Origin of the sequence: Streptomyces montanus (assembly GCF_005786655.1) — a bacterium.
Taxonomy (GTDB): Bacteria; Actinomycetota; Actinomycetes; order Streptomycetales; family Streptomycetaceae; genus Streptomyces; species Streptomyces sporangiiformans.
In genome coordinates, this window is sequence record NZ_VBZC01000083.1 from 1 (window position 1) to 17,957 (window position 17,957).

Consider the following 17,957-nt stretch of genomic DNA (forward strand, 5'->3'; position numbering starts at 1 on the left):
TTGCCGCAGGTCGACCCGGCGGCGATGCCCGGCGGACGTGCCGCCCGGCGCGAGGCGGCGGCGGACAGCGGCGGCGGCCATGGCTCCGGCGGCCGCGGCGGCCGTGCCGGATCCCGCGTAAAGCTCATCGCCGCCGTGGGCGTCGGCATCGCCGTACTGGGCATCGGCGCGGGCGCCCTGCTCAGCGGCGGCGGAGGCGACGACGGCGGTGACGGGAACAAGACCGTGGCGGCGACGTCGCCCACCAAGGACGAGTCGGCGTCCCCGTCCGCCGACCCGGCCAAGGTGCAGGCCGTAGCCCTGGACAAGCTCCTGGCGGACAGCAACAACAGCCGCGACTCGGTGATCAAGGCCGTGTCCGACGTACGGTCGTGCACCAACCTCGGCCAGGCCGCCACCGATCTGCGCAACGCCGCCAAGCAGCGCAATGATCTGGTCACCCGCCTCGCGGCCCTCTCGGTCGACAAGCTGCCGAACCACGCCCAGCTGACCGCCGCGCTCAACAGCGCCTGGAAGGCCTCCGCGGCGGCGGACAACCACTACGCGGCCTGGGCCGACCAGGTCGCCGGCAAGAAGGGCTGCCGCAAGGGCCAGGCCCGCACCACGAACCAGACCCAGGCCGGCAACCGCGAGAGCGGCACCGCGACCACGCAGAAGGCCAAGGCCGCGAGGCTCTGGAACTCCATCGCCCAGACCTACGGACTGACGGAGCGCCAGCCCACCCAGCTGTGACCGGACGTCCCGCACTGCCCCGGACTGCCCTGGACGTCCCGGACGCCCCGGATATCCCGGGATGTGACCGGATCAGTGGGTCAGAGGATCAGTGGATCAGTGGATCAGCCAGACATGATCAGTTCACGCTCTCCAGCGTCCTCGACACGTTGGTGAACCCCTTGTGGACCGCGACCAGTTGGCCCTTGCGCACCACCTGGTAGGTCACGTGGGAGTTGATCAGCCGAGGAAAGCCGCTCGCCGCGAGCAGGTTCTGGTAGCCCCAGCTGAGCGTCGGCGTCAGACCGCCCGTGCTGACCTTCAGCCCCTTGTCGAGGCTCCGTCGCACCGCGGTCGCGGAGACCTCGTCGTCGCCCAGGGACTCCACGGCCTTCTTCAGAACGGTGTACGCGATCCACGTGGTCTGCACACCCGCGTCCGCGACGTCGATCCGGTTGTCGCCGAAGGCCTCCGCGTTGATCACTTGGCGCATCGCCTTCCAGCGCGTGTCGCTCGACGCGGGGTACCAGCCGGTGACGTACGCCCCCTCGTACGTACGGCCCGTCGTGTCGACCACCGACTGGTCGACACTGCCGAGCACGGACGCGGTCCGCACCGCCGGGTAGTCCACGGCGGTGCGCCGGAAGGAGTCCATGAAGGTGTCCGTGTGATCGCCGAGCGCGGGCACCACACACCCCTTCTTCTGGGGATCGGCCGTGGCCCGCTCGAGTGCCCGCACCACGTGCTGGTCGTACTCCGTGGCGTCCTCGGCGGCCTGCTGATCGATCGCGGGCGCATGGCCCCCGGTGGCCAGCCCGGAGTCGAGGAGCACGGACATCTCGTCGCCGGCGATCGTGTCCGGGCGCACGAGGGTCACGGGGCCGCAGCTCTTGGCGAGCTCCCGGCCGAGGCCGGCCAGGAGCGCGGGCTGGCCACCGTTGACGGGGTAGGAGAGCGGATTGCTGAACTCGGCGTCGGTGACGCCGTACCCGCCGATGTACGGGATGCCGGCCGACGCCAGCGGGGAGAGGAAGGAACGGCCGTACTGGCTGTACGAGCCCACGACCGCGACGACGTTCTTCTTGACCGCGCGCCGGGCGCACGCGGCGGCGCCCACCGTGTCGTTCTGTTCGTTGCAGGTGATGACGTTGAGCTTGCGGCCGTTGAGGCCGCCGTGGGAGTTGATCCAGCGCGCATAGGCTTTCGCCATGGCGGGCATGCCGGGCTTGTTGGTCGCGCCGGTCTCCTCGGGGGCCCAGGTCATCACGGTGACCGGACCGTCCCCGGAGCCCCCCGTGACCCCGGGGACGCCCCCGCAACCGACGACGAGCGACGCACCCGCCGCCAGGGCGGTCGCGGACCGCACGAGGGTTTTGACGGGACGGGAGAGGTGAGCCGTGGGGGTGCGTGGCCTGCCAGTCATGAAAGGCACGATTCCGTCACATGCCTAACCGCTGTGTGCCCCATGGTCAACTTTCGGTGACGTACGGGTGAATTACGGGGGGCGATGCGGGGCGTTCCGGAGGGAACGTACGATCGGTGACCGTGCAAGGTTCGGAGAACTCTTCCCGTCGCGGCCGTCACTCATCCACCATGGGCGGCATGCCACTCAATGACATGCCGTGGTGGCGCTGGCGCAGCAATGTGCGCTCCGCGCTGCACATGCTTTCCGACCCCGCCTTCCAGCGGGACGTCTGGCTCGCGGGCGTGGACGGATACGGGGACGTCACCGACGCCGTGTACCGCCTCGTCGAGGACACCTGGCTGGACAACTGGTCCGCCGAGAAGTACGTCGGCACGATCTTCCGTGACTCGCAGGAGGCGTCGCTCGTCGACACCGCCGTACTGCGCGTGCTGCGGATCATGCACCAGGTGGGGCCCGACGCACCCGTCTCCGCCTACCTCGACCACCAGGCGTGGCCGGAAGCCGTGCGGGCCGCCCGCGACGCGCATGTGCGCATGGCGTCGAGCGACAGTGAGGACCCGGACGCGCCGCCGCGGACACTCGAGGTGCTGCAGATCATGACGCGCTCCGCCTGACCGGACGCCTGCCGGCCCCTTCACGCTTCCCTCCCACCTGCCTCCCGCTTCCCTCCCACCTGCCTCCCGCTTCTCTCTGGCTCACGGCCCGCGTCCGTCCAACGGGACGCATGCCCGCCCTCGGGCGCGGATATGGGACCCTGGCGGGCATGAACGAGCAGTCCGTCCGCGGGGCCGGCCCCGCCACCGAGCAGTACGTCCTGACCCTGTCCTGCCCGGACAAAAAGGGCATCGTGCACGCCGTGTCGAGCTACCTCTTCATGACCGGATGCAACATCGAGGACAGTCAGCAGTTCGGCGACCACGACACGGGACTGTTCTTCATGCGGGTCCACTTCTCCGCGGAAGCGCCGGTGAGCCTGGACAAGCTGCGCGCCAGCTTCGCCGCGATCGGCGACTCCTTCCAGATGGAGTGGCAGATCAACCGGGCCGAGGACAAGATGCGTGTCGTCCTCATGGTCAGCAGGTTCGGCCACTGTCTGAACGACCTGCTCTTCCGTGCCCGGACCGGCGCGCTGCCCGTCGAGATCGCGGCCGTGGTGTCCAACCACACCGACTTCGCCGAGCTCGTCGCCTCGTACGACATCCCTTTCCATCACATTCCGGTCACCAGGGACAACAAGGCGCAGGCGGAGGCACAGCTGCTGGAGCTGGTGCGCGAGCAGGGCGTCGAACTCGTCGTCCTCGCCCGCTATATGCAGGTCCTCTCCGACGACCTCTGCAAGCAGCTGAGCGGCCGGATCATCAACATCCACCACTCCTTCCTGCCGAGCTTCAAGGGTGCGAAGCCGTACCACCAGGCGCACGCGCGGGGAGTGAAGCTCATCGGCGCCACCGCGCACTATGTGACGGCCGACCTCGACGAGGGCCCGATCATCGAGCAGGAGGTCGAGCGCGTGGGTCACGAGGTCACGCCGGAACAGCTCGTCGCCGTCGGACGCGACGTGGAGTGCCAGGCGCTGGCGCGCGCGGTCAAGTGGCACGCGGAGCGGCGCATTCTGCTGAACGGCCGGCGGACGGTCGTGTTCGCCTGAGCGCGCGCACTCCTCGCGGTGCCGGTACGGACGGCAAGGCCGTACGGACGTCGTGCGGCGCTACATCCGGCTCAGCGAAGCCACCGCGAACAGTACGTCCCTGATCGCCTCCCGGTCCCCGTTCTGCCCCGCGGCCGCCTCCTCCGGTGAGACATGGCCGGCGGCCAGGCGGCAGAACTCGACCCCGTCGAGCGCCACATGGGCCACTTCGTGGTCGGCGGAGGCGAGGGCACCGGGGGAGTCGAGCGGGATGAGCCATTCGCCGCCGCCGGAGCCCTCGATCTCCAGGCGCAGGCTGCGGCCGGGCGCACCGGCCGTGACGAGGTGGCGCGCACGACCGGGACCGGCGAGACCGGCCCGGCGCCGGGCGGCCAGCGCCCCCGGCAGCATCCGCGCCCCGAGATCGATCATCGCGTGCAGATGGCCGGGGGAGGGCGGCCCGTACGGATAGTCCACGGCGTCCGCGATGTCCCCGGCGTGCACCCAGCACTCGAAGGCCCGGTCCAGCATGGAGTCCTGCAGGGGCAGTTCGAAATCGCCGTACGGCACGGACAGTTGCCCGGAGCCGCCGCCCGCGAACGACACCGTACGCACGAGGGTGTGACTCTGCTCGCGCCACGGTGCGCGTACGGAGCGGGTGGGCGGGAAGTGCGAGGCCCGCCAGAACGCCTCGGTGCGGGCCGCCGGGGTCGCCGTGCGGGCCGGGATCTTGCCGAGGGGGTCGTCGAGGCCGAGGGCGACCGCGACGAGGCCGTCGACGGACAGCAGATGGGCGATGACCCCGGCGACGGTCGTCCGCCGGCTCGTGGGGTCGTCGCCCTCGAACCAGCGCAGTCGTACGGGGGTGTGCCACTCCGCGTCGCCGATGTCCTGGAGCAGCGCGTCGAGTCGGGCGGCCTCCGCGTCGTACGGGGCGGCCCACTCGGGCACCGGGATGCGCGGCGGGCGCCGGTCGAGGCAGCCCTCCAGGACCCGGGTGCGCAGCGCCGGGTCGAGGTCGAGGCTCTCCGCCGGGTGCAGCAGCCCGACGGCCTCGCGCAGTCGCAGCGCCTCGTCCGCGCAGGCACCGCACACGCCGAGGTGCTCCTCCACGGCCGTCGTCTCCTCCGGCGAACACGCGGCCAGCGCCCAGGCACCGAGCAGCGACTTCAGCACCCCGTGCTCGAGCACGAGCGTCGTGGGCGGTGAAGGGGGCGGCGCGGAGGGTGGGGGGTCGGGCAGCGGCAGTCCCGTGTCCTCCACGGACGAACGCGGCATGGGGATGCGCGGCGGTTCGTCGGGCGGGCCCTGCTTGTCCCCGCCACCGTTCCCCCTCCCGTTCCCGTTCCCGTTTCCCTTCCTGTCCCCGTTCCCGTTCCCGTTCCCGTGATCCTCGTACTCGTTGTGATCCCCGTGCCCGTGCCGGTGCCGGTCGTGCTCCTCGTGTCCGTCGTACGCCTCGAATCGGCCCGAGCCGCTCACCGCGCACCCCCGTACTCGGGCGGTGCCCCGGACGGTCCGCTGTCGTGGGCGGTGGCCAGGAGTTGGAGGCCGAGGCGGAGACGGCGGCGCGCCTCGTCCTCGGTGACGCCGAGGTCCGCGGCGGCCTGGCGGTAGTCGCGACGCTGGAAGTACGCGAGGTCCAGGGCCGCGCGCAGCGGGACGGGCATGGCCGTGACGATGTAGTCGGCGCGGGCCGCCACCGAGGCGCGGCGCACCTTGCGCTCCAAATCCTCCGCGGTGCCGGGGCCGCCCTGGGCGAGCGCGGCGGTCTCGGTCTGGCGCAGGCGCTGCACGGCGAGGCGGTGGGTCAGCGTGGCGACCCAGGAGCGCAGCGGTCCCTGCTTGGGGTCGTACGCGTCCGGGTTCTCCCAGACGTGGGCGAAGACTTCGCCGGTGATGTCGTCGGCGGCTTGCTCATCCCTGAGCACTCGATGGGCGAGAAGGTGCACGAGCGAAGCGAATCGGTCATAAAGCTCACCGAGCGCGGCGGCTTCCCCGCGTGCGAGCCGCTGCTGCATCTTGCGGTCCCAGCGGGGCGGCGCGTCGTTCTTGGCCATGCGGCCCCCTCACCCCTGCTCGTGCCCGGCGCCTGTCCCTGTGTCCACCGGATTCTCGCCTCCGGCTTCCTCCCGAATGTAGTCGGCACCCCTGCCGGCGCACGCCCCTTTGTACCAATGCGCGCCCCTGAACGAGCTGCGGATGGTAGGGGTTTCATTACGGTGTGCGTACGCCTGACGCATACGCCTACCCTTCCTTGAAGCGATCAGACACGATCGAATCAGATCGCGTACGACCGAAATAGGGCACCCGAGACACGGTTCGATTCAACATCCGGTGTTTCATGGAGCTGGAGCGGGGCAGCCGCGCACATGGAAGCGAAGGAGTTGCTTCCGCTTACGTTTCGGGGGCGGGCATCGTCGAGGGAGAGGCAGACGCGTGACGCTCAAGGTGACCGACCGCGAGCAGGGTGGCTGGGCCGTGTTCCAAGTGTCGGGCGAGATGGATCTGGTGACCTCACCGATAGTGCGCCAACGCGTACATGACGCGGTGGCGGACGGCCGCCGCAGTCTCGTGCTCGACCTGTCCGGAGTCCTTTTCTGCGACTCCAGCGGCGTCGGCGTCCTCATAGCCGCCCGCCGTCTGATCCGCTCCTGCCAGGGGCGCCTCCGGCTCATCCTTCCCGCCAACGGTGCCGTGGACGGCTCCCACGTCAACCGGGTCCTCGGTGCCCTCGGCGTCCGTCGGCTCTTCGACGTCTATCCCGACGTCGGCACGGCTTTGGACGACGAGTCGAGCCCTCTGTCGGCGTGATGCCTGCCGGCGTCATCCCTGGCGGCGTCATCCCTGACTTGCCCTGACTTGCGTGTCTTGCCTCTGTCGCCCGTCTTGCCTGCCGTCCCTGCCGTCCCTGCCATCCTTGTCGGCCCCGTCGCCGCCGTTCCCGCCGGTGTGATCCCTGTCACCCGCAGAGCTTGATCACCCCAGAACATCGCGGCGCGGTTGTCGCGGAATTCCCCAGGCCTTGGCGCAAGCGTCGATTTCCCGCTCCCCGAGGGCCTTCGGCGTCGTACGCTCCCTGCCAGACGCACCCACCTGATGTAAGGCGGCCTGAAAAACATGGTCAGCACCGAGTACGAGCGACGGATCGCCGCCCGGTTCGCCACCTTCGACCAGGACGGCAACGGCTATATCGACCGCGAGGACTTCAGCGGCGCGGCCAAGGCGCTGCTCGCCGAGTTCGGTACGGCGGCCCGGTCCGACAGAGGACAGGCCGTCTACATCGGCGCCGAGGCCTTCTGGCAGGGCATGGCCGGGATCGCGGACCGGGACGGCGACCAGCGGATCACCCGCGAGGAGTTCGTGCACGGCGCGGTGAAGCGGCTGCGGGACAACCCGGACCGTTTCGCCGAGATCGCCCGCCCCTTCCTGCACGCGGTGCTGGCCATGGCCGACGGCGACGCCGACGGTGCGGCGACGGTCGACGAGGTCGCGCGGGCCCTCAAGGTCCTGGGTGTCCCCGAGGGCATCGCCGCCGCGGCGGCCGGCACGCTCGACACGGACACGGACGGCCGCATCAGCGAGCCGGACATCGTGACCGCCTTCGCCCGCTACTTCACGGTGCCGGAGTAGTTTTCGCGGCCTCCGCAGCGCCCGAAAAACGCTCCCTCAGCTTGTACTTGAGCACCTTCCGCAGCGTCTCGTTGCGCGGAAGGGCGTCCACCACCTCCAGCTGCTCCGGCAGCTTGTGCGGGGACAGCCCTTCCGCGCTCAGGTACGAGGTCACCGCCGCCAGCGTCAACTCCGGCGTCCCCGCCGGCTGTTCGACCACCGCGCAGACCCGCTCCCCGCGTTCGGCGTCCGGCAGTCCGATCACCGCCGCGTCGCCCACCGCCGGATGCCGGTGCAGCAGGTCCTCGATCTCCTTGGCGGAGACGTTCTCGCCCTTGCGGATGATGACGTCCTTCAGGCGGCCGGTGAGGACGAGATGGCCGCTGTCCGTGAGATGCCCGAGGTCCCCGGTGATCAGGAAACCGTCCTCGTCGAAGGCCTCCGCCGTCTGCGCCGGGTCCAGGTAGCCCTTGCAGACCGCCTCCCCGCGCAGCCGCACCTCCCCGTCCACGACCCGTATCTCCATGCCATCCGGAGGCCGCCCCTCGGTCGTCGCGAGGTTCTCCGGTGTGTCGTCCGGCGAACCCATCGTGATCATCGGGACCTCGGTCATGCCGTAGCCGTGGGTGAGCTGGACCCCCATCTCCCGTACGACGGCACGGTGCACCTCGGGCGGCTTCGGTGCCCCGCCGCCCGCCAGCAGCCGCAGACTGGGGATGATCGGCGTACCCGGCTGCCCGCGCTGCTCGGCGAGGAACATCGAGTAGAACGCCGTCGACCCGCCCGCCACCGTCACCCCGTGCCTGCGATACCCCTCCAGAGCCTCGGGCAGCGCGAACTTCTCGAAGAGCACGGCCGGAAACCCGTACAGCAGCAGCATCACCAGATAGTCCGGGCCGCCGATGTGCGCGAAGGGGAACGCGATCGAGCCGACGTCGTCGGCCGACAGGTGCAGCGCGTGGGCGAGACACGACCCGCCCGCGATCAGCGAACGGTCCGTGTGCAGCACGCCCTTGGGGTCGGAGGTCGTACCCGAGGTCCAGTAGATCCAGCGCACCTCCGTGCCGTTCGCGGGCGGCGGGGGCAGTACCGCGGGGTCGCCGTCGGGCAGCGTCTCGTACGCCTCGAAGACGCCCCGTGCCCCGATGCGCCGAGCCATCGCCGTGTGGTCGAAGCCGCGCCACTCGCCCGGCACGGCGAAGTACGCGGCCCCGGCCTCCCGGACCGCGAAGGCGACTTCACGGTCGCGGTAGAAGGGGATGACCGGAGACTGCACCGCCCCGAGGCGCGCCAGGGCCATGGCGAGCAGCACCGTCTCGATGCGCGTGGGCAGCTGCCAGGCGACGACCGTGCCGGGACGTACGCCCCGGTCGTGGAGGCCCGCGGCCACCCTCTCCGCTCCCGAGCGCAGCTCCTCGAAGGTGAGGGCGCGGTCGTCCTGGAGGAGGACGGGGCGGTCGGGGGTGAGCGCGGCGCGGCGCTCGACGAGTTCCCAGAAGGTGCGGGACGCGCCCAGTGCGTGTGCGGTCTCGTTCACGAGGATCGATCCCCCTGTACGGCTGCGACTCGAAACTGACGGTTAGTCAGATCGTGCGCAGAGCGTAGGCCCCCGTCGCTTGTCGGTCCAGGGGTGCGGGGCTAGCCTGATTTCTGACGGACCATCAGACAGGTGGTGGGAGAGGGGACCGCTGGTGGATCTCGCCTGCACTCCCGAGGAAGAGGAATTCCGGGCGCGGCTGAGGGAATGGCTGGCGAAGGTCCTGCCCTCACTGCCCCCGAAGCCGTCCCCCGACGACTGGCCAGGGCGGCGCGCGTACGACCTCGGCTGGCAGCGGATGCTGTACGACGCCGGGTACGCGGGGCTCCACTGGCCCGCCGACGCGGGTGGCCGAGGGGCGACCCCGACGCAGCACCTGATCTTCCTGGAGGAGACGGAAAAGGCGGGCGCACCCTACGTAGGGGCCAATTTCGTCGGCCTGCTGCACGCGGGGCCCACGATCGCGGCCGAGGGGACCCCCGAGCAGCGGGCGCGCTGGCTGCCGCCCGTGCTGCGCGGCGAGGAGGTGTGGTGCCAGGGATTCAGCGAGCCGGACGCCGGCTCGGACCTCGCGGCCCTGCGCACGCGCGCGTGGCGTGACGGCGACGACTACGTGGTGAGTGGGTCCAAAATCTGGACCTCCCATGCCGAAGTCGCCGACTGGTGCGAGCTGCTGGTGCGGACGGACGCACGGGCCCCGAAGCATCGAGGGATCTCGTGGCTCGCCATGCCGATGGACGCCCCGGGCGTCACGGTCCGCCCGCTGCGTACGCTCGCGGGCTCCACCGAGTTCGCCGAGGTGTTCCTCGACGAGGTGCGCGTGCCGGTGGCCAACCGGGTCGGCGCCGAGAACGACGGCTGGCGGGTGACCATGGTGACCCTCTCCTTCGAACGCGGTACGGCCTTCGTCGGCGAGGTCGTGGCGTGCCGGCGCGTGCTCGGTGAACTCGCCCGGGAGGCACGGAAGAACGGGCGCTGGGACGACCCGTCGCTGCGGCGGCGGCTCGGCCGGCTGAACGCCGATTTCCGTGCGCTGTGGCGGCTCACGCAGTGGAACGTCAGCGAGTCCGAGGCCACGGGCGGGGTCCCTGGGATCGGGGGTTCGGTTTTCAAACTGAAGTACTCACACGCGCGGCAGGAGTTGTACGACGTGGCCGCCGAGGTCCTCGGCCCGGAGGCGCTCGACCTGTCCCGTGAGTGGACCCTCGACCGGCTGTCGTCCCTCTCGTACACCATCGCGGCCGGCACCTCGCAGATCCAGCGGAACATCGTGGCCGAGCGGATCCTGGGCCTCCCGAAGGGGCGGTGACCTCCCGAACATGGACTTCCAACTCACCGAGGACCAGCGTGCCTTGCGGACGGGCGTACGCGACCTGCTCACCGGGCGCTTCGGACGCGAACAGCTGCGGGCCGCGGTGGACGCGCAGGACCCTGCCCGTCCGCCGGGCCTCGACCGCGCCCTGTGGCGGGAGCTGGGCGAGGCGGGCCTCTTCTCGCTGCGGCTTCCCGAGGCGGACGGCGGGGTCGGACTCGGGCTGCCCGAAGCCGTGTTGGCCTTCGAGGAGGCGGGCCGGGCGCTGCTGCCCGGCCCTCTCGTGGCGACGCACCTCGCGGCGGGCGAGATCCCCGGAGCGGCCACCGGCGAGACCGTCGTCGTGGCCGTGAACGGCACCCTCGTGGAGTGGCTGGACGAGGCGGACGTCGTACGCGGGGACGTGACGGGAGCGGTCGCGCTGCGCTCGGCGGATCCGCTGACGCCCCTCCACAGGGTGCCGCGGGCAGCGCCGACGGATCCCGTGGCCGTTCTGCTCACCGCCGCCGAACAGCTCGGCTCGGCCGCGCGTACCTGCGAGCTGGCCGTGCAACACGCCCGGACGCGTGAGCAGTTCGGTCGGCCGATCGGAGCCTTCCAGGCCGTCAAGCACCTGTGCGCGGAGATGCTGGTACGTGTGGAAGTGGCGCGCGGCGCGGTGTACGCGGCCGCCGTCACGGCCGACCCGCTCGACATCGCCGCGGCCGGCCTGCTCGCCGACGAAGCCGCGGAGCGGGGCGCCCGCGACTGCCTCCAGGTGCACGGCGGTATGGGCTTCACCTGGGAGTCCGACGTGCACCTTCACCTCAAACGGGCCTGGGTGCGGGCCCGGCGCGGGCAGAGCGCGGCGGACGCCGAGGAAGCTCTCGCGGAGGACCTGCTGTCCCCGGCGGGGCGCTGAGGCGAGCCCCGGGGAACTCCGCCGGAGCCGATTGTCACGGATCGTGGCACACCCAAACGGGCGGATGGCGCGGAACGTGGCATACCGGAATTACTGAGCGTAGATATCGGGTTGTGTCCGATGCGTGACTCGTCACGGCCCGGAGTCGGTGCCACGCTCCGGTACCTTGTGTGGGATGCGAGTGGTTCTGAGGCCGAGCCATCCCGGTGCTGCCCCTGAGGCGGCTCCGGATCCGGCGATGCGCGCCGCTCGCAGGGCAGGATCAAGCCCCGGTCCTGCTTGTTCGACTCCCCGTGGCGAGCGTCGCACAGTATGCCGTACGCGTACTCCTTCGCGCTGGAATATGCCCGAAGCGCTTGTTGGGGTGACTGTACGTCAACCATGCTGTCACGCAGGGGAATCACATTCCGTGATCCCTGCTTTGACCACGATCGTGGCCCTTGCGAGGCGCGAGGCGATGTGTCCGCCGAATCGGATGGTGTGAGCGGTGCAGGTGCTTCAAGTGCAACTGGAGATCCGGCCCGACCCCACGGAGGTGGGGCGAGCCCGGAGATGGGCCCGTTCGAGGCTCGCCCGGTCCGGAATAGGAGTCGATGAACCGCTTGCCGAGACGCTGATCCTGCTCGTCTCCGAACTGGTCACCAACGCCGTGGTGCACACCGGCTGTCCGGCCGTGCTGCGCCTGTCGCTGCCGGGTGCGGTCGGCGAGTCCGCCGCCACCGTCCGTCTGGAGGTGGCCGACACGAGCGCCCGCCCGCCGCGCCCCCGGTGTCCGGACAGCGACGAGACCAACGGCCGCGGCCTGGCGCTCGTCGACGGCCTCGCCGACCGCTGGGGCTGGAACCCGGAGGGCGTCGGCAAGCGGATCTGGTGCGAGCTGGACCGCTGTTCGGGCCAGGGTGCGGCCACGACCACGTATGACGCGACGCCGGCCGCGTACGAGGACATGGCCTACGAGGCCGTTTGAGCGCACGGGGTGCATGTCGTCGGCGTACGGGCGCATGCCGTCGGCGTGCGGGGTGCATGCGGTCGGCGCGCACGGTGCACGCCGTTCGGAATCCGTGAAGCGGACGAACGGTGCGGTCGAGTGCGCCGGGCAGTGCTTCCGTACGCGTGGTCACGAATCGGGCTTAAGTCATGAATCCCCGAACGGGTGTTGACGTAACGTGTTCGTCTGATCACGCTTGTGGTCGGCGATTCGCTGCGAGGGGACGTCGAGGGGCCGGTGACGGCACCCCTCGGCGAATGCGGGTCGTGGTCCGGCGTCGGGTCCTTCAGGGCAGGGTGGGTACGCCGGAGCCGGATGGCGGCGCGCGGTGCCGTGCTCGGGGGCGAGCAGAGGCGCGCCGCCAATCGATGCCTCGTCGGCCGATGCTCAGAGGATGGCGACGGGTGCCACGGGGGTTCCCGTGCCGCCGACGAACGGTTCGGGCATCGCCGACAGCAGGAACGTATGGCGGGCTTCTTCTCCACAGGCTGTGGACAACTCTTCGAGATTCCAGTTCTGGCCCTGGAGCATGCCCATCTCGACCAGGTCGAGGGCATGGACGGGCAGCCACAAGTCCTCTATTTCCGGCGGGAACACCTCGAAGGTGAGGGTGTCGTTCGCGACCGCCGCGACATCGCGCGCGTGGAACCACTCCGGGGTACGGACGGAGAGGCCCGGGGAGGGGTGCGCGTACGCGTGCTTGTCGCCTGCCAGGTAGAGCTGGATCTGCCCGGTGCGCACGAGGACGATGTCGCCGGAGCGGACGCGGGCGCCCGCGAGCTCCTCGGCCGCTTCCAGGTCCTCCGGTGTGACCGCGTGACCGCCGTCCAGGCGCTCGGCGCCGCGGGCGCGGGCCACGTCCAGGAGGACGCCGCGCGAGACGATGTGCCGGGGCTTGTCGATGCCGCTGAACTCGGCGCCGGCGTGAGCCGTGATGCCGGCGGCCGGACGGCCGTTGTAGATCATTCCCGAGTGTGAGACGTGCGTGAGCGCATCCCAGTGCGTGGCTGCCTGGAGGCCCATGGTCACGGCGTCGTCGCTGCACGCGACCGTGCCCGGACCGAAGATCTCCTGGTTGATCTGCACCATCGTGTGCAGGGGGTTGACCCGGCCCGGCATGAGGCCGGTCTGGACGCCGTCCTGCTGGAGGGGGAGCGCGAGGGGGACGCGGCGCCCCGTGCGAACGCTCGCGGCGGCCTCGCGCACGACCTCGTCGGTGATGAGGTTCAGCGTGCCGATCTCGTCGTCGGCGCCCCAGCGGCCCCAGTTGTTCACGCGCTTGGCGATGTCGTGGAACTCCGGATGCAGCGTCGGCAGTGACATGAGTCCTCCCCGGGGCTTGTCTCCAGGTATCTGACGGGTCGTAGAATCTGACGAATCAAATCTAACGGTCCGTCAGAAACCGTGGGACGGGAAGGGGCCGGTGTGGGGAACTTCTTGGCAGGCAAGGTCGTCGCCGTGACCGGAGCGGGGCGGGGGATCGGGCGGGCCGTCGCGCTCGCGGCGGCCGCCGAGGGGGCGCGGGTCGTCGTCAACGACTACGGGGTGTCGGTGGACGGCGGTTCGCCGACGAGTGACGTCGCCGACGCGGTGGTGAAGGAGATCCGGGCGGCGGGCGGTGAGGCGGTCGCGGTCGCCGACGACATCTCGACCATGGCGGGTGGACAGCGGGTCGTCGATGTCGCGCTGTCGTCGTACGGGCGGCTCGACGGCGTCGTGTGCGTGGCCGGGATCCTGCGCGAGCGGATGCTGTTCAACATGTCCGAGGAGGAGTGGGACCCCGTGGTCGCCACCCACCTGAAGGGCACGTTCACGGTCTTCCGGGCGGCTTCGGCGGTGATGCGCAAACAGGGCTCGGGTGCGCTGATCGGCTTCACCAGCGGCAACCACCAGGGATCCGTCTCCCAGGCCAACTACAGCGCCGCGAAGGGCGGGATCATCTCGTTGGTGCGGAGCGCCGCGCTGGGCCTGCACAAGTACGGGGTGAGCGCGAACGCGGTCGCCCCGGTCGCGCGTACGCGGATGTCGGCGAACGTCCCCATGGAGCTGAAGGAGATCGGCGAGCCGGAGGACGTGGCCGCGCTGGTGGTGTACCTGCTGTCCTCTCGTGCTCAGCAGGAGGGGATCACCGGACAGGTCTACACGATCGCCGGGCCCAAGATCGCGGTCTGGGCGCAGCCCCGGGAGCTGCGGGCGGCGTATGCGGAGGGGGCGTCCTGGACTCCGGAGCGGATCGCCGACTTCCTGCCGGGGAGCGTGGGCGTGGATCCGATGCCCCTGTTGGCGCAGGTGGAGGCCATGGCGCGGGCCGCGGGGGAGAAGGGGCGGCCCAACGCGTAGCGGAAGGTGAGGCGGAGCCGTGGAGTTCAGGTTCGGGGCAGAGGGGGCAACACCATGCGGGGCGTGATCTTCGACGGTAAGCAGGTCCAGGTCGCCGATGACCTGGAGATCCGGGAGCCGGGGCCGGGGGAGGTACTGGTGGCCGTCTCCGCGGCGGGGCTGTGCCACAGCGACCTCTCGGTGGTGGACGGGACCATCCCCTTCCCCGTTCCCGTGGTGCTCGGGCACGAGGGCGCGGGTGTGGTCGAGGCCGTGGGGGAGGGCGTCACCCATGTGGGACCCGGAGATCATGTGTCGCTGTCCACGCTCGCGAACTGCGGTGCCTGTGCGGAGTGCGACCGGGGGCGGCCCACCATGTGCCGCAAGGCGATCGGGATGCCGCGGCAGCCGTTCACACGGGACGGGCAGCCGCTCTACCAGTTCGCCTCCAACTCGGCCTTCGCGGAACGGACGCTGGTGAAGGCGGTACAGGCGGTCCGTATCCCCGAGGACATCCCGATGCCCTCCGCCGCGCTGATCGGGTGCGGGGTCCTGACCGGGGTGGGCGCGGTGCTCAACCGCGCGCGGGTGGACCGCGGTGACAGCGTGGTCGTGATCGGTACGGGCGGGATCGGGCTGAACGTGATTCAAGGCGCCAAGATCGCGGGCGCGTCGACGATCGTGGCGGTGGACGCCAATCCGGCGAAGGAGGCGGCGGCACGGCAGTTCGGCGCGACGCACTTCCTGACGGCGACGGACGGCGTCAAGGACATCCTCCCGACGGGTGCGGACCACGCCTTCGAGTGCGTCGGCCGCGTCGAACTCATCCGCCAGGCCATCGACCTCCTCGACCGCCACGGCCAGGCGATTCTCCTGGGCGTTCCCCCGGCCACGGCGGAGGCGTCCTTCCGCGTCTCGTCGATGTACCTGGACAAGTCGATCCTGGGCTGCCGCTACGGCTCGTCACGCCCCCAGCGCGACATCGCGCTGTACGCGCGGCTGTACCGCGAGGGCCGCCTGCTGCTGGACGAGCTGGTGACGAAGACCTATCCGGTCGAGGACTTCGAGAAGGCGGCGGCGGACGCGGAGGCGGGGAGGGTGGCGCGCGGAGTGCTGACCTTCTGACCGGCGCTCAACTCCCGCCGCCGACGGCGAGCGTGCCCGAGCGGAACGTACGCCGGTAGGTGGTCGGTGTGACCCCGAGCGCCGCCTGCAGGTGCTGTCGCATCGACTGGGCCGTGCCGAAGCCGGCGTCGTGGGCCACCTGGTCCATGGAGAGGTCGGTCGACTCGAGGAGATGGCGGGCGAGGCCGACACGCTGCTGGGTGAGCCACTGACCGGGGCTGATCCCGGCCTCCTCGCGGAAGCGGCGCGTGAAGGTGCGTACGGACATGGACTCCTGCTCGGCCATGTCGCGCAGCTGGATCGGTTCGTGCAGGCGACCGAGCGCCCAGGCGCGGGCGGCGGTCGTCGTGGCCACCTGCGGCTCGGGGACGGGGCGTTGGATGTACTGGGCCTGCCCGCCGTCACGGTGGGGTGGAACGACGGTGCGACGGGCCACGTCGTTGGCGACGGCGGAACCGTGGTCGCGCCGTACGAGATGGATGCACAGGTCGATGCCGGCCGCGACACCGGCGGAGGTGAGGACGTCCCCGTCGTCGACGAAGAGCACGTCCGCGTCGACCTTGATCTTCGGGAAGAGCCGCTGGAAATGCTCGGCGTGATACCAGTGCGTGGTCGCCGGGCGGCCGTCGAGATGTCCGGCGGCGGCGAGGACGTATCCGCCGGTGCAGATGGAGACGAGCCGGGTGCCGGGGCGGATGTGGGCGAGGGCGGCGGCCAGTTCGTCGGTGAGTACGCCCTCGTCGAAGACCGGGCCGAGCTCGTACGAGGACGGTACGACGACGGTGTCCGCCGTGGCCAGGGCCTCGGGACCGTTCTCGACGAGCACGGCGAAGTCGGCATCCGTGTCCACCGGGCCGGGCGGCCGGATCGAGCAGGTGACGACCTCGTACAGGTTCTGCCCGTCAGCGTTCCGGGCACGCCCGAAGATCCGCTGGGGGATGCCCAGTTCGAAGGGGAGGAGGCCGTCGAGGGCGAGGACGACGACGCGGTGCCGGGCCTGATAACCGCTCATGGCCCGATCCTAACGAATGCTGTCCTTCGGGCCACTCGTTTGCGGTCATCGCAGCACAGAAGCTCTATGACGTGACTCAGACGACCGAAGCTTCAGTGGTTCAGGAGCCCCAGAGAGACAGCAGGCGGCGCCACACGCGCGTGCACCGCGCATGGTTCGTGGCCGCCGTCGCCTTCGTGACGATCCTCGGCGCCGCGGCCTTCCGGTCCCTCCCGGGCCTGCTGATCGATCCGCTGCACCAGGAGTTCCACTGGTCGCGCGGCACGATCGGGCTCGCGGTGTCCGTCAACCTCGCGCTGTACGGGCTGACCGCGCCGTTCGCGGCCGCGCTGATGGACCGGTTCGGTATCCGCCGGGTCGTCGCGGCGGCCCTGGGAGTGATCGCGCTCGGCTCGGGTGCGACCGTGTGGATGACGGCGGCGTGGCAGCTGCTGCTGTGCTGGGGCCTGCTCGTCGGACTGGGCTCCGGCTCGATGGCGCTGGCGTTCGCCGCGACCGTCACGAACCGCTGGTTCACCGAGCGGCGTGGCCTGGTGACGGGCATCCTCACGGCGGCCTCCGCCTCCGGCCAGCTGATCTTCCTGCCGCTGCTGTCGTGGATCGTCTCGGAGCACGGCTGGCGTCCCGCCGCCGTGACGGTGGCGCTGGCGGCCCTCGCGGTCGTCCCCTTCGTATGGCTGCTGCTGCGGGACCATCCGGCGGACGTGGGGCTGAAGCCGTACGGGGCGAAGGAGTTCGTGCCGAAGCCCGAGCCCGTGCCCGGTGCGGCCCGCCGCACGGTGAACGTGCTCTTCTCGGCCGTCCGTACCGGCCCCTTCTGGCTGCTGGCCGGCACCTTCGCGATCTGCGGTGCGTCGACGAACGGCCTGATCCAGACGCACTTCGTGCCCGCCGCCCACGACCACGGGATGCCGATCACGGCGGCCGCGTCGCTGCTCGCGGTCATCGGCATCTTCGACGTCGCCGGCACGATCGCCTCCGGCTGGTTCACGGACCGCTTCGACCCGCGGCGCCTGCTGGCCGTGTACTACGCGCTGCGCGGTGTGTCCCTGCTGTTCCTGCCGATGCTGCTGGCGCCCTCGGTCCAGCTCCCGATGGTCTTCTTCATCGTCTTCTACGGCCTCGACTGGGTCGCCACCGTCCCGCCGACCCTCGCCCTGTGCCGCGAACAGTACGGCGACGACAGCGCGATCGTCTTCGGCTGGGTCCTCGCCTCGCACCAGGTCGGCGCCGCACTCGTCGCCGTCCTCGGCGGCATGGCACGGGACACCTTCGGCTCGTACGACGTGGTCTGGTACGCGTCGGGCGCGCTGTGCGCGGCGGCGGCGCTGATGGCGCTGGTGATCCGGAGGAAGCCGGTGGCGAGGGTGGCTCTCGCCTGACGAGG

The 17,957-nt window shown here is 70.7% G+C and carries 16 protein-coding genes and 1 pseudogene; 11 read left to right on the top strand and 6 right to left on the bottom strand.

Features of this window, described 5'->3' with window-relative positions:
- Nucleotides 1-732: pseudogene (locus FE633_RS42275) on the top strand (hypothetical protein); the annotation flags it as partial.
- 118 nt (nt 733-850) lie between these two features.
- Here FE633_RS42275 and FE633_RS42280 read toward each other — a convergent pair.
- The gene (locus tag FE633_RS42280; RefSeq protein ID WP_138050485.1) at nt 851-2,134 is read right to left on the bottom strand and encodes an ABC transporter substrate-binding protein; all 1,284 of its coding nucleotides are present in this window, start codon (nt 2,132-2,134) and stop codon (nt 851-853) included.
- Between the two features lie 116 nt (nt 2,135-2,250).
- On the opposite strand from FE633_RS42280, the gene FE633_RS42285 reads away from it, so the two are divergent.
- Nucleotides 2,251-2,751, top strand: a complete 501-nt coding sequence (locus tag FE633_RS42285; protein ID WP_138050486.1) for an SCO4402 family protein — start codon at nt 2,251-2,253, stop codon at nt 2,749-2,751.
- 149 nt (nt 2,752-2,900) lie between these two features.
- Nucleotides 2,901-3,785 (top strand): formyltetrahydrofolate deformylase, encoded by an 885-nt coding sequence (purU, locus tag FE633_RS42290; protein ID WP_138050487.1) that lies wholly within the window; start codon nt 2,901-2,903, stop codon nt 3,783-3,785.
- Nucleotides 3,786-3,845: 60 nt separating this feature from the next.
- Here the strand turns inward: purU and FE633_RS42295 are convergent, their stop codons facing one another.
- Nucleotides 3,846-5,246 (bottom strand): maleylpyruvate isomerase N-terminal domain-containing protein, encoded by a 1,401-nt coding sequence (locus tag FE633_RS42295; RefSeq protein ID WP_138050488.1) that lies wholly within the window; start codon nt 5,244-5,246, stop codon nt 3,846-3,848.
- Entirely contained in the window at nt 5,243-5,824 is a 582-nt protein-coding gene (locus FE633_RS42300; RefSeq protein WP_138050489.1) for a sigma-70 family RNA polymerase sigma factor, read from the bottom strand. The genes FE633_RS42295 and FE633_RS42300 overlap by 4 nt, the downstream gene beginning before the upstream one ends.
- Before the next feature lie 379 nt (nt 5,825-6,203).
- Here FE633_RS42300 and FE633_RS42305 point away from each other — a divergent pair, with 379 nt between their 5' ends.
- Together FE633_RS42305 and FE633_RS42315 are read left to right on the top strand one after the other, a co-directional pair.
- Entirely contained in the window at nt 6,204-6,578 is a 375-nt protein-coding gene (locus FE633_RS42305) for an STAS domain-containing protein (RefSeq protein WP_138050490.1), read from the top strand.
- Between the two features lie 306 nt (nt 6,579-6,884).
- On the top strand, nt 6,885-7,397 hold the full coding sequence (locus FE633_RS42315; protein ID WP_138050492.1) for an EF-hand domain-containing protein: 513 nt from the start codon (nt 6,885-6,887) through the stop codon (nt 7,395-7,397).
- Here FE633_RS42315 and FE633_RS42320 read toward each other — a convergent pair.
- A complete protein-coding gene (locus FE633_RS42320) occupies nt 7,381-8,913 on the bottom strand; it encodes a class I adenylate-forming enzyme family protein (protein WP_138050493.1) in 1,533 nt (510 codons plus the stop codon). The genes FE633_RS42315 and FE633_RS42320 overlap by 17 nt on opposite strands.
- 154 nt (nt 8,914-9,067) lie before the next feature.
- On the opposite strand from FE633_RS42320, the gene FE633_RS42325 reads away from it, so the two are divergent.
- The 3 genes from FE633_RS42325 (at nt 9,068) to FE633_RS42340 (ending at nt 12,093) form a co-directional block, all read left to right on the top strand.
- Complete coding sequence (locus FE633_RS42325; protein WP_138050494.1) at nt 9,068-10,222, top strand: acyl-CoA dehydrogenase; 1,155 nt, start codon at nt 9,068-9,070, stop codon at nt 10,220-10,222.
- Nucleotides 10,223-10,232: 10 nt separating this feature from the next.
- Nucleotides 10,233-11,126, top strand: a complete 894-nt coding sequence (locus tag FE633_RS42330) for an acyl-CoA dehydrogenase family protein (protein WP_138050495.1) — start codon at nt 10,233-10,235, stop codon at nt 11,124-11,126.
- Between the two features lie 487 nt (nt 11,127-11,613).
- Nucleotides 11,614-12,093 carry an ATP-binding protein gene (locus FE633_RS42340; protein WP_246114085.1) on the top strand — a complete coding sequence of 160 codons (480 nt, stop codon included), beginning with the start codon at nt 11,614-11,616 and terminating at the stop codon, nt 12,091-12,093.
- 408 nt (nt 12,094-12,501) lie between these two features.
- Here the strand turns inward: FE633_RS42340 and FE633_RS42345 are convergent, their stop codons facing one another.
- Nucleotides 12,502-13,437: a cyclase family protein gene (locus tag FE633_RS42345; RefSeq protein ID WP_138050496.1), complete on the bottom strand. Its 936-nt coding sequence runs from the start codon at nt 13,435-13,437 to the stop codon at nt 12,502-12,504.
- A gap of 102 nt (nt 13,438-13,539) precedes the next feature.
- Here FE633_RS42345 and FE633_RS42350 point away from each other — a divergent pair, with 102 nt between their 5' ends.
- Nucleotides 13,540-14,454, top strand: a complete 915-nt coding sequence (locus FE633_RS42350) for an SDR family NAD(P)-dependent oxidoreductase (protein WP_138050497.1) — start codon at nt 13,540-13,542, stop codon at nt 14,452-14,454.
- Nucleotides 14,455-14,508: 54 nt separating this feature from the next.
- Entirely contained in the window at nt 14,509-15,558 is a 1,050-nt protein-coding gene (locus tag FE633_RS42355; RefSeq protein ID WP_138050498.1) for a Zn-dependent alcohol dehydrogenase, read from the top strand.
- Between the two features lie 7 nt (nt 15,559-15,565).
- Here the strand turns inward: FE633_RS42355 and FE633_RS42360 are convergent, their stop codons facing one another.
- Nucleotides 15,566-16,570 carry a GlxA family transcriptional regulator gene (locus tag FE633_RS42360; RefSeq protein ID WP_138050499.1) on the bottom strand — a complete coding sequence of 335 codons (1,005 nt, stop codon included), beginning with the start codon at nt 16,568-16,570 and terminating at the stop codon, nt 15,566-15,568.
- 71 nt (nt 16,571-16,641) lie between these two features.
- Here FE633_RS42360 and FE633_RS42365 point away from each other — a divergent pair, with 71 nt between their 5' ends.
- Complete coding sequence (locus tag FE633_RS42365) at nt 16,642-17,952, top strand: MFS transporter (protein WP_138050500.1); 1,311 nt, start codon at nt 16,642-16,644, stop codon at nt 17,950-17,952.
- Nucleotides 17,953-17,957 lie beyond the last annotated feature (5 nt).

What these genes read in the sequence shown, in the direction of transcription:
- FE633_RS42300 (WP_138050489.1), bottom strand. Translation starts at nt 5,824, where the DNA reads ATGGCCAAGAACGACGCGCCGCCCCGCTGGGACCGCAAGATGCAGCAG.
- FE633_RS42315 (WP_138050492.1), top strand. Translation starts at nt 6,885, where the DNA reads ATGGTCAGCACCGAGTACGAGCGACGGATCGCCGCCCGGTTCGCCACC.
- FE633_RS42330 (WP_138050495.1), top strand. Translation starts at nt 10,233, where the DNA reads ATGGACTTCCAACTCACCGAGGACCAGCGTGCCTTGCGGACGGGCGTA.
- purU (WP_138050487.1), top strand. Translation starts at nt 2,901, where the DNA reads ATGAACGAGCAGTCCGTCCGCGGGGCCGGCCCCGCCACCGAGCAGTAC.
- FE633_RS42360 (WP_138050499.1), bottom strand. Translation starts at nt 16,570, where the DNA reads ATGAGCGGTTATCAGGCCCGGCACCGCGTCGTCGTCCTCGCCCTCGAC.
- FE633_RS42355 (WP_138050498.1), top strand. Translation starts at nt 14,509, where the DNA reads ATGCGGGGCGTGATCTTCGACGGTAAGCAGGTCCAGGTCGCCGATGAC.
- FE633_RS42345 (WP_138050496.1), bottom strand. Translation starts at nt 13,437, where the DNA reads ATGTCACTGCCGACGCTGCATCCGGAGTTCCACGACATCGCCAAGCGC.
- FE633_RS42280 (WP_138050485.1), bottom strand. Translation starts at nt 2,134, where the DNA reads ATGACTGGCAGGCCACGCACCCCCACGGCTCACCTCTCCCGTCCCGTC.